Source organism: Bacillus sp. Bwzl_19 (genome assembly GCF_054900515.1).
Genome location: NZ_CM142729.1, coordinates 166,808 through 178,364 on the forward strand (window position 1 = coordinate 166,808; position 11,557 = coordinate 178,364).

Here is an 11,557-nt window from a genome sequence, read left to right on the forward strand (position 1 = left end):
ATTTATAGAGAGATAACATGGTATATTATTATTCGTCGCTGATGAACAGCAGACAACAAGAAAAAGCTTCGAAAACAACTTGAAAAAGTTGTTGACATAAAAGAAGCTGAGTGGTAAGCTAATAAAGCTGCTTCAACAAGCAGTAATGATCTTTGAAAACTAAACAAGACAAAACGTACCTGTTAATTCAAAGTTTTAAATAAATCGCACAGCGATGTGCGTAGTCAGTCAAACTACTTTATCGGAGAGTTTGATCCTGGCTCAGGACGAACGCTGGCGGCGTGCCTAATACATGCAAGTCGAGCGAACAGATGGGAGCTTGCTCCCTGATGTTAGCGGCGGACGGGTGAGTAACACGTGGGTAACCTGCCTGTAAGACTGGGATAACTCCGGGAAACCGGGGCTAATACCGGATGCTTGTTTGAACCGCATGGTTCAAACATAAAAGGTGGCTTCGGCTACCACTTACAGATGGACCCGCGGCGCATTAGCTAGTTGGTGAGGTAACGGCTCACCAAGGCGACGATGCGTAGCCGACCTGAGAGGGTGATCGGCCACACTGGGACTGAGACACGGCCCAGACTCCTACGGGAGGCAGCAGTAGGGAATCTTCCGCAATGGACGAAAGTCTGACGGAGCAACGCCGCGTGAGTGATGAAGGTTTTCGGATCGTAAAGCTCTGTTGTTAGGGAAGAACAAGTGCCGTTCAAATAGGGCGGCACCTTGACGGTACCTAACCAGAAAGCCACGGCTAACTACGTGCCAGCAGCCGCGGTAATACGTAGGTGGCAAGCGTTGTCCGGAATTATTGGGCGTAAAGGGCTCGCAGGCGGTTTCTTAAGTCTGATGTGAAAGCCCCCGGCTCAACCGGGGAGGGTCATTGGAAACTGGGGAACTTGAGTGCAGAAGAGGAGAGTGGAATTCCACGTGTAGCGGTGAAATGCGTAGAGATGTGGAGGAACACCAGTGGCGAAGGCGACTCTCTGGTCTGTAACTGACGCTGAGGAGCGAAAGCGTGGGGAGCGAACAGGATTAGATACCCTGGTAGTCCACGCCGTAAACGATGAGTGCTAAGTGTTAGGGGGTTTCCGCCCCTTAGTGCTGCAGCTAACGCATTAAGCACTCCGCCTGGGGAGTACGGTCGCAAGACTGAAACTCAAAGGAATTGACGGGGGCCCGCACAAGCGGTGGAGCATGTGGTTTAATTCGAAGCAACGCGAAGAACCTTACCAGGTCTTGACATCCTCTGACAATCCTAGAGATAGGACGTCCCCTTCGGGGGCAGAGTGACAGGTGGTGCATGGTTGTCGTCAGCTCGTGTCGTGAGATGTTGGGTTAAGTCCCGCAACGAGCGCAACCCTTGATCTTAGTTGCCAGCATTCAGTTGGGCACTCTAAGGTGACTGCCGGTGACAAACCGGAGGAAGGTGGGGATGACGTCAAATCATCATGCCCCTTATGACCTGGGCTACACACGTGCTACAATGGGCAGAACAAAGGGCAGCGAAACCGCGAGGTTAAGCCAATCCCACAAATCTGTTCTCAGTTCGGATCGCAGTCTGCAACTCGACTGCGTGAAGCTGGAATCGCTAGTAATCGCGGATCAGCATGCCGCGGTGAATACGTTCCCGGGCCTTGTACACACCGCCCGTCACACCACGAGAGTTTGTAACACCCGAAGTCGGTGAGGTAACCTTTTTGGAGCCAGCCGCCGAAGGTGGGACAGATGATTGGGGTGAAGTCGTAACAAGGTAGCCGTATCGGAAGGTGCGGCTGGATCACCTCCTTTCTAAGGATTTTAACGGAATATAAGACCTTGGGTCTTATAAACAGAACGTTCCCTGTCTTGTTTAGTTTTGAAGGATCATTCGATTCTTCGAGATGTTGTTCTTTGAAAACTAGATAACAGAAGTAATTCACATTCAATTGTAATGCAAGATATCACGTAGTGATTCTTTTTAACGGTTAAGTTAGAAAGGGCGCACGGTGGATGCCTTGGCACTAGGAGCCGATGAAGGACGGGACGAACACCGATATGCTTCGGGGAGCTGTAAGCAAGCTTTGATCCGGAGATTTCCGAATGGGGAAACCCACCACTCGTAATGGAGTGGTATCCATATCTGAATACATAGGATATGAGAAGGCAGACCCGGGGAACTGAAACATCTAAGTACCCGGAGGAAGAGAAAGCAAATGCGATTCCCTGAGTAGCGGCGAGCGAAACGGGACCAGCCCAAACCAAGAGGCTTGCCTCTTGGGGTTGTAGGACACTCTGTACGGAGTTACAAAGGAACGAGGTAGATGAAGAGGTCTGGAAAGGCCCGCCATAGGAGGTAACAGCCCTGTAGTCAAAACTTCGTTCTCTCCTGAGTGGATCCTGAGTACGGCGGAACACGTGAAATTCCGTCGGAATCCGGGAGGACCATCTCCCAAGGCTAAATACTCCCTAGTGACCGATAGTGAACCAGTACCGTGAGGGAAAGGTGAAAAGCACCCCGGAAGGGGAGTGAAAGAGATCCTGAAACCGTGTGCCTACAAGTAGTCAGAGCCCGTTAACGGGTGATGGCGTGCCTTTTGTAGAATGAACCGGCGAGTTACGATCCCGTGCAAGGTTAAGCAGAAGATGCGGAGCCGCAGCGAAAGCGAGTCTGAATAGGGCGAATTGAGTACGTGGTCGTAGACCCGAAACCAGGTGATCTACCCATGTCCAGGGTGAAGTTCAGGTAACACTGAATGGAGGCCCGAACCCACGCACGTTGAAAAGTGCGGGGATGAGGTGTGGGTAGGGGTGAAATGCCAATCGAACCTGGAGATAGCTGGTTCTCTTCGAAATAGCTTTAGGGCTAGCCTCAAGGTAAGAGTCTCGGAGGTAGAGCACTGATTGGACTAGGGGCCCCTACCGGGTTACCGAATTCAGTCAAACTCCGAATGCCGATGACTTATCCTTGGGAGTCAGACTGCGAGTGATAAGATCCGTAGTCGAAAGGGAAACAGCCCAGACCGCCAGCTAAGGTCCCAAAGTATACGTTAAGTGGAAAAGGATGTGGAGTTGCTTAGACAACCAGGATGTTGGCTTAGAAGCAGCCACCATTTAAAGAGTGCGTAATAGCTCACTGGTCGAGTGACTCTGCGCCGAAAATGTACCGGGGCTAAACGTATCACCGAAGCTGCGGACTGTTCTTCGAACAGTGGTAGGAGAGCGTTCTAAGGGCTGTGAAGCAAGACCGGAAGGACTTGTGGAGCGCTTAGAAGTGAGAATGCCGGTATGAGTAGCGAAAGAGGGGTGAGAATCCCCTCCACCGAATGCCTAAGGTTTCCTGAGGAAGGCTCGTCCGCTCAGGGTTAGTCGGGACCTAAGCCGAGGCCGAAAGGCGTAGGCGATGGATAACAGGTTGATATTCCTGTACCACCTCCTCACCATTTGAGCAATGGGGGGACGCAGGAGGATAGGGTAAGCGCGGTATTGGATATCCGCGTCCAAGCAGTTAGGCTGGGAAATAGGCAAATCCGTTTCCCGTGAAGGCTGAGCTGTGATGGCGAGCGAATTATAGTAGCGAAGTTCCTGATTCCACACTGCCAAGAAAAGCCTCTAGCGAGGTGAGAGGTGCCCGTACCGCAAACCGACACAGGTAGGCGAGGAGAGAATCCTAAGGTGATCGAGAGAACTCTCGTTAAGGAACTCGGCAAAATGACCCCGTAACTTCGGGAGAAGGGGTGCTCTGTTAGGGTGCAAGCCCGAGAGAGCCGCAGTGAATAGGCCCAGGCGACTGTTTAGCAAAAACACAGGTCTCTGCGAAGCCGTAAGGCGAAGTATAGGGGCTGACGCCTGCCCGGTGCTGGAAGGTTAAGAGGAGCGCTTAGCGTAAGCGAAGGTGCGAATTGAAGCCCCAGTAAACGGCGGCCGTAACTATAACGGTCCTAAGGTAGCGAAATTCCTTGTCGGGTAAGTTCCGACCCGCACGAAAGGCGCAACGATCTGGGCACTGTCTCAACGAGAGACTCGGTGAAATTATAGTACCTGTGAAGATGCAGGTTACCCGCGACAGGACGGAAAGACCCCGTGGAGCTTTACTGCAGCCTGATATTGAATGTTGGTACAGCTTGTACAGGATAGGTAGGAGCCTTGGAAACCGGAGCGCCAGCTTCGGTGGAGGCATCGGTGGGATACTACCCTGGCTGTATTGACCTTCTAACCCGCCGCCCTTATCGGGCGGGGAGACAGTGTCAGGTGGGCAGTTTGACTGGGGCGGTCGCCTCCTAAAAGGTAACGGAGGCGCCCAAAGGTTCCCTCAGAATGGTTGGAAATCATTCGCAGAGTGTAAAGGCACAAGGGAGCTTGACTGCGAGACCTACAAGTCGAGCAGGGACGAAAGTCGGGCTTAGTGATCCGGTGGTTCCGCATGGAAGGGCCATCGCTCAACGGATAAAAGCTACCCCGGGGATAACAGGCTTATCTCCCCCAAGAGTCCACATCGACGGGGAGGTTTGGCACCTCGATGTCGGCTCATCGCATCCTGGGGCTGTAGTCGGTCCCAAGGGTTGGGCTGTTCGCCCATTAAAGCGGTACGCGAGCTGGGTTCAGAACGTCGTGAGACAGTTCGGTCCCTATCCGTCGCGGGCGCAGGAAATTTGAGAGGAGCTGTCCTTAGTACGAGAGGACCGGGATGGACGCACCGCTGGTGTACCAGTTGTTCTGCCAAGGGCATCGCTGGGTAGCTATGTGCGGACGGGATAAGTGCTGAAAGCATCTAAGCATGAAGCCCCCCTCAAGATGAGATTTCCCATTCCGCAAGGAAGTAAGATCCCTGAAAGATGATCAGGTTGATAGGTCTGAGGTGGAAGTGTGGCGACACATGGAGCTGACAGATACTAATCGATCGAGGACTTAACCAATTTTGAATGTATGCTTCCTGTTATCTAGTTTTGAGAGAACACTCTCAATGGTTTGGTGGCGATAGCGAAGAGGTCACACCCGTTCCCATGCCGAACACGGAAGTTAAGCTCTTCAGCGCCGATGGTAGTCGGGGGTTTCCCCCTGTGAGAGTAGGACGCCGCCAAGCCATCTTGACCCAGTTCATGATGAACTGGGTTTTTTATATGAAAGATCTCACAGATATAAAGAGCTAATGCCTTTCAAAGGCATTAGCTTTTTTGTTTATATTGATTTTGCTTTGCTGCTGTGATTTTGAAGACTGTTTGATTTTATTGTCTCGAGCATTCTTAAACTGAACACAATCAGCAGCATCAGGAGCATCAGTGCAGTGAACAGCCAGAACGCGGTTTGTGCGGGATACTCATCCAAGCTCCAGCCGACGGCGATCGGAAGGAGTGAACCCCCTAATCCGTTTGAGGCAAGCAGAATACTGGTAGTTGTTTCTGTCTTTCCTGGGTAAAAATGATTGGTGATGATTAGGGCTATTGCAAACATGCCGGCCATGAACAGTCCTAAAAAGAAGCAAAGGGCAAAACCGAACCATACGCTTTTACTTAGTGCTAATACAGCAAGTGCAGCCAGGCCGCCAACGCTTATAATACGGAGATAACGGTGATATGTCAGCTTTTCAGATACCGGACCTGTTAATAACCTGCCGATAATCATCCCAGTCCAATACACGGTGACTGTTATCGTTGCTAAGGAGTTGGGGATATCCCATTTCTCAGCGAAGATGGAGGGGATAAAATGTACAATTGAAACTTCACTGCCTCCGTAAAAGAAGAAGTAAGCAGCCGCCAGGGCAATAAACAGCAATCCATGTGACCGATAGCCGGTGCTTTCTTTTTTAGTGCCGTCGGAAGAGACATCTTTGCGTATGAGAAGCTGATCAATGCTCCCAAAACTCATTTGCTTCCATGCGATTAAAAGTGCAAAACTGGATAACCCTAATACTAAAAAAGCAATTGTCCACATGTGGCTGTTGATAAGAAAGCCTGAAAGCAGAGGCATGAACAGCGCCCCTAATCCGTAAGCCACTTCCATCTTGCTCATAGCCACGGCTTGTCTTTCTTTAATAGCAGTGAGGATAATCGTGCCTACGCAGGATTCCACCAATCCAGCACCGAGTCCTGCTATACTGACGAGAAGAAAGAGCAGCGGCCAGGGCGGCAGGAAGGTGATGAAAACCTCACAGCTGATGAGTGCCAGGCCAAAGATAACGACGTTTTTGCGCCCGAACTTTTTCACCATGTAAGGCATTCCGATGACACCCACGAGGAAGCCCATGAACTGAGAAAATACTAGTACTCCGCCATTGCTGTAGGTTTGTGAATAATGTGTGAGTAACTCAGGGAGTACGGCTCCAAGAATAACAAGTGTAAAGGCAATCGATCCATAAGAAAAACAGCTTATCCACAGCAGACGAGTTTTCATCATTTTATCTCCTTATTGGTAAAATAATATTTCTCTCTACTCGTACGACATGATGTTTTTACAAAAAATCCAAGTATTGTTACTATATCACATAACCTTTTCACATACATCCCTTATGGTAACGTTAACAAATTGTTAACATTTTTTACAAGAAGATCGTTGACATTATTTTCAATTATTAATACGATAAAAAGCGAGTTTCTAATAATTTCATAGGGGTGGTATTTGTGGGAACGAAGGAAATCACGAATCCAGACAGCTTGTATTACAGTGTTGACGATGTAGTAATGGAGCGCGGAGAAGGGATTTACCTGTACGATCAAGAAGGTAATGAGTATATTGATTGTGCTTCTGCCACGTTTAACTTGAATTTAGGATACGGTAACAAAGAAGTCATTGATACGGTTAAAGATCAAGCCGATAAGCTGATCCATGTGACATCGTCCTTTCAAACAGACGCCGTAAATAAACTAGCAGAAAAACTAGTCGAAATCGCCCCCGATAATCTCACAAAAGTACACCCTAAAGTCAGCAGCGGTTCCGGTGCGAATGAAGGAGCTATTAAAATGGCTCAGTATTACTCCGGGAAAACCGACGTCATCTCCTTATTTCGAAGCCACCTCGGACAAACCTATATGACATCCGCTTTGTCCGGCAACTCATTCAGAAAAGAACCTTTCCCGCCGCAAATCTCTTTTGGCCTACAAGTACCTGATCCCTATTGCAGCCGCTGTTTTTATAATCAGAAACCTGATTCGTGCGGTATGCTGTGCGTAGAAAGAATTAATGATTTTATTGAGTATGCGAGCAATGGAAAAATTGCCGCCATGATTATTGAACCGATATCCGGAAACGGAGGAAACGTCGTTCCGCCTAAAGAGTATTTTAAACAGCTGAGAAAGCTATGTGATGAACATGATATCGCCCTGATCTTTGATGAAATTCAGACCGGGTTCGGACGGACGGGTAAAATGTTTGCCGCGGACCATTTCGATGTGAAACCCAATATGATGACCGTAGCAAAAGGGCTCGGGGGCACAGGCTTTCAAGTTGCCGCCACTCTGACGGAGGAGAAGTATACCGGACTTCCGGGATATACACATTCCTTTACGTACGGATCTAATGTGATGGCCGCTGCAGCCGCGTGTAAAACCATAGATATCATGCAGCGTCCAGGATTTTTGGAAAACGTAACGACGGTCGGAAATTATATTATGGACCGCTTAGAAACGATGAAAGAGGATTTTGCTTTTATTTCTGAAGTAAGAGGCGTCGGTCTGATGATCGGTGTTGAGATTGTCAAAGAGAACAATGAACCTGATGTGGAGCTGACCAATTATATTGCCAAACGGGCGATGGATTACGGACTGATTCTCCGGACATCCCGTTACGGATTCGGAAATGTATTTAAAATCCGTCCGCCTTTAACCATTACACTTAGTGAAGCTGAGGTGCTCTGCTACAGACTTCGCAAGCTATTGGAGGAAATCAAGTGAGAGACTATATCATTGAGCTTGGACAATATGTTTATCAAAAGGTGAAAAATCAAAAAGGCACGCTGAAAAATCGGCTCGTAAACGGATATTCCCCCGGAGGCGATGCTCAATTTAATATAGACGCCGCTGCTGAGGAGGCGGTGCTGGATTATATTCAAGAAAAGGGCCATCCGGTTGCTTTTTACACGGAGGATGGCGGCCTCAAGCTGATTGGAGAGAATCCGCAATATATTTTAATTGTAGATCCGATAGACGGAACGCGCCCGGCCGCCGCGGGACTTGAAATGTCATGTATTTCGATTGCGCTTGCTTCCTATAAGCCAAACGCAAGAATTAAGGATATCGAATTTGCTTTTTTACTTGAATTGAAATCAGGCGCTTATATGTACGGTGATATTTACAGCGATACCATTCAATTTGAAGGGTATCAGGGAGAATTGCCGAATTTGAGCGGAGTGCAGGATATTAAAAATATGTTTTGGAGCCTTGAGTTTAACGGGCATCCGGCGCAGCTGATGACGGACGCATACGGCCATTTGATTGACCAGTCGGCCAATAACGGCGGAGTCTTTGTTTTCAACAGCGCTTCTTATTCGATTTCACGAATTATTACGGGGCAGATGGATGCTTATGTGGATATCGGCAATCGTCTGCTGAAAGATGATCCGAAGCTGCTTTCAGATTTTCAGCAGGTCGGGAACGGACAGGTGCTGCACTTATTTCCTTATGATATTGCCGCGAGCGTCTTTTTGGCGAAGAAAGCGGGAGTGGTCATTACGGATGCGTACGGCCGGTCTTTAGACGACACACTTCTGACAGATTTAAGTTACCAGAATCAGCAATCATGTATCGCTGCATCAACGAAGGAGCTTCATCAGACATTATTAGACCAAATCCGCTGGGGCAGAAAGGAAGAGAGATATGAAGGCGTTGGTCTGGACTCCTAATGATAAGCTTGAATATCAAGAGGTGGACGAGCCTCAAATTCGAAAAGCCAATGATGTGAAGGTGAAAATTTTCGGCACCGGTATCTGCGGCACGGACTTAAATGTGCTGAAAGGAAAAATGAATGCAACCCATCATATGATTATGGGGCATGAATCGGTGGGAGCGGTCGTGGAAGTCGGGCCGGACGTGACAAATGTAAAAGTCGGAGACCGCGTCGTGATAGATCCCACGCAGTTTTGCGGGAAATGCCATTATTGCCGGAGAGGGCTGACGTGTTATTGCGAAACCTTCGAGGAATGGCAGCTTGGAATCGGGGCGCATGGGACGTTTGCGGAATATTACGTGGGGGAAGACAGGTTCATGTACAAAATTCCGGATTCCATGGAATGGGAACGGGCCACATTGGTTGAACCTCTCTCCTGTGTGCTGAACGTTGTGGATAAGGCTTCGATTCAGCCGGAGGATTCGGTTTTGGTTTTGGGTTCAGGGCCGATCGGACTGCTTGTGCAAATGATGGTGAAAAAACTGGCGCGTTTGACGGTCGCGACTGAAATAGGCAGCTTTCGGAGTGAGGCGGCAAGCCGGATATCGGATTATGTCTACCATCCTGAAGCATTAACTGTGGATGAAGTGAAACGGATTAATCAAGGAAGAAAATTTGATGTGATTTTTGATGCGATCGGCAATCAGCTCGATTGGGCTTATCCTTTCATTGAAAAGGGAGGCAGAATTGTGCCGATGGGCTTTGATGATACGTATGAGATGACGGTAAGGCCGTACCAGCTGCTGTCAAACGGCGTGACGATTGTGGGCACAGGTGAAGCCCGGCAGATCATGGAGGCTGCGTTGGCATGTGCGTCCGACCTTCCGCAGCTCTATGATTTCATTACTGAAAAGACGGAACTGAAGAATTATGAAGAAGCCATTGATCATCTCATGGGCATCGATCCGGTGACAAAAGAGAGAAAGGATATCAGCGCGATAAAAACCATTCTTGTGTCTGATCCGGGACTTTTATAAAAAATGGCGAAAACGGCTCAAATGAGGGCCGTTTTTCTTTCTTATTTATCCGGTCTTGCAGATTTATTAAAAATTTAATATGATACTCTTTGTTAACAATTCCTTTCCCCAACGACATTATACTCTGAGCGCGTCCTCTTTTGCTCCGTAAGCCGTCCCCATATTCCCCAGATAAAATCAATGCTTCCAACTGATATGGTGCGGATTTTTATAGTAAAAAGGAGTCGTTATCATTTGAAAGATTATACATTACAGCAGCAATGGTTCGGAAATGTCCGTAAAGACATTCTGGCCGGTATTCTGGTTGCTCTCGCTCTGATCCCTGAGGCAATCGGATTTTCAATTATTGCAGGTGTCGATCCTATGGTCGGCCTTTACGCATCATTTTGCATCGCGATTATTATTTCGATCTTCGGCGGCAGACCGGGAATGATTTCAGCCGCTACAGGTTCGATGGCGGTAGTAATGGTGACTTTGGTGGCCGATTACGGACTGCAGTATTTGTTTGCGGCAACCATTTTGACAGGTATTATTCAATTTGTTCTCGGGGTCAGTAAGATAGCGAGATTAATGAAATTTATTCCGCGTTCGGTCATGATTGGATTTGTGAATGCTTTGGCGATCTTGATTTTTTCTGCGCAGCTGCCGCAGTTCAAAGGGGCATCCTGGGTGATGTACGCCATGCTCGCCGGATCACTGGCTATTATATATCTTTTGCCGAAGGTTACGACGGCCGTGCCGTCTCCGCTGGTGGCGATTATTGTCATGACGATTATTGCGGTGGTTTTCCATGCGGATGTCCGCACAGTCGGTGATATGGGCGGAATTACAAGTTCACTTCCGCATTTCTTGATACCGGATGTTCCGTGGACGTTTGAGACATTGCGGATTATTTTCCCGTATTCACTGGCGCTTGCATTCGTCGGATTGCTTGAGTCATTGCTGACGGCCCAGATCATTGACGAAATGACGGATACGGATAGTGATAAGAACAAAGAAAGCCGCGGACAAGGAATCGCTAATATTGTGAACGGATTTTTCGGAGGGATGGCCGGATGCGCCATGATCGGCCAGTCCGTCATTAATACGAAAGCCGGCGGACGCGGCCGGTTATCAGCTTTTACGGCCGGAGCGTTTTTGATGTTTTTAATTGCCGTATTAAGCGGTATCGTTGTGAAAATTCCGATGGCTGCGCTGGTGGCCGTGATGGTTATGGTGTCCATCGGCACTTTTGATTGGTCATCGATTAAAGGCTTGCGGAAAGCGCCTCTTACGGATTCAATCGTTATGGTTATTACCGTCTTGACGGTCGTCCTGACAAATGATTTATCGAAGGGTGTTTTCGTGGGTGTGTTATTAAGCGCAATCTTTTTCACGGCTAAAATTTCTAAGCTGAAGATTGTATCACATTCCGAACAGAAAGATGTCAGAACATATAAGGTAACGGGACAGATCTTTTTTGCTTCTGTATCTGAGCTGATGAATGCCATCGATTATGATGAAGGTGTGAAACGGATTGTCATTGATTTGACAGGTGCCCACGTATGGGATGATTCAGGAGCGGCGGCTCTTGAGAAAATTGTCGCCAAATGTAAAGAATACGGAATTGAGGCTGAATTAAAGGGATTAAATCAGAAAAGCCGAGATTTAATGAAGCAAATGGCATAGAATTTGTGAAGTCCGGATGAATATATCCGGGCTTTTTTTCGGTTAAATTTGCCGGAGTG

General features: G+C 48.3%; 5 protein-coding genes and 3 rRNA genes. 7 read left to right on the forward strand and 1 reads right to left on the reverse strand.

The window, feature by feature from the left end; genetic code table 11:
* Positions 1-238 precede the first annotated feature (238 nt).
* The 3 genes from ACW5MY_RS00985 to rrf all read left to right on the forward strand — a co-directional run bounded on the left by ACW5MY_RS00985 (position 239) and on the right by rrf (position 5,059).
* Positions 239-1,788 (forward strand): 16S ribosomal RNA (locus ACW5MY_RS00985).
* Positions 1,789-1,962: 174 nt separating this feature from the next.
* A 23S ribosomal RNA gene (locus ACW5MY_RS00990) occupies positions 1,963-4,892 on the forward strand.
* 51 nt (positions 4,893-4,943) lie between these two features.
* A 5S ribosomal RNA gene (gene rrf / locus ACW5MY_RS00995) occupies positions 4,944-5,059 on the forward strand.
* The 16S, 23S and 5S rRNA genes sit together here, the layout of an rRNA operon.
* A 95-nt stretch (positions 5,060-5,154) precedes the next feature.
* On the opposite strand, the gene ACW5MY_RS01000 is transcribed toward rrf, so the two are convergent.
* Positions 5,155-6,366 carry an MFS transporter gene (locus ACW5MY_RS01000; RefSeq protein ID WP_172800831.1) on the reverse strand — a complete coding sequence of 404 codons (1,212 nt, stop codon included), beginning with the start codon at positions 6,364-6,366 and terminating at the stop codon, positions 5,155-5,157.
* Between the two features lie 227 nt (positions 6,367-6,593).
* On the opposite strand from ACW5MY_RS01000, the gene ACW5MY_RS01005 reads away from it, so the two are divergent.
* The 4 genes from ACW5MY_RS01005 (at position 6,594) to ACW5MY_RS01020 (ending at position 11,498) form a co-directional block, all read left to right on the forward strand.
* Entirely contained in the window at positions 6,594-7,862 is a 1,269-nt protein-coding gene (locus ACW5MY_RS01005) for an aspartate aminotransferase family protein (RefSeq protein WP_013350833.1), read from the forward strand.
* Positions 7,859-8,809, forward strand: a complete 951-nt coding sequence (locus tag ACW5MY_RS01010; protein WP_013350834.1) for an inositol monophosphatase family protein — start codon at positions 7,859-7,861, stop codon at positions 8,807-8,809. Before ACW5MY_RS01005 ends, ACW5MY_RS01010 begins: the two co-directional genes overlap by 4 nt.
* Positions 8,784-9,830 carry a zinc-dependent alcohol dehydrogenase gene (locus ACW5MY_RS01015; RefSeq protein ID WP_289394105.1) on the forward strand — a complete coding sequence of 349 codons (1,047 nt, stop codon included), beginning with the start codon at positions 8,784-8,786 and terminating at the stop codon, positions 9,828-9,830. Before ACW5MY_RS01010 ends, ACW5MY_RS01015 begins: the two co-directional genes overlap by 26 nt.
* A gap of 195 nt (positions 9,831-10,025) precedes the next feature.
* Positions 10,026-11,498: a SulP family inorganic anion transporter gene (locus tag ACW5MY_RS01020; protein ID WP_044051890.1), complete on the forward strand. Its 1,473-nt coding sequence runs from the start codon at positions 10,026-10,028 to the stop codon at positions 11,496-11,498.
* Positions 11,499-11,557 lie beyond the last annotated feature (59 nt).

What these genes read in the sequence shown, in the direction of transcription:
- ACW5MY_RS01000 (WP_172800831.1), bottom strand. Translation starts at nt 6,366, where the DNA reads ATGAAAACTCGTCTGCTGTGGATAAGCTGTTTTTCTTATGGATCGATT.
- ACW5MY_RS01015 (WP_289394105.1), top strand. Translation starts at nt 8,784, where the DNA reads ATGAAGGCGTTGGTCTGGACTCCTAATGATAAGCTTGAATATCAAGAG.
- ACW5MY_RS01020 (WP_044051890.1), top strand. Translation starts at nt 10,026, where the DNA reads ATGGTGCGGATTTTTATAGTAAAAAGGAGTCGTTATCATTTGAAAGAT.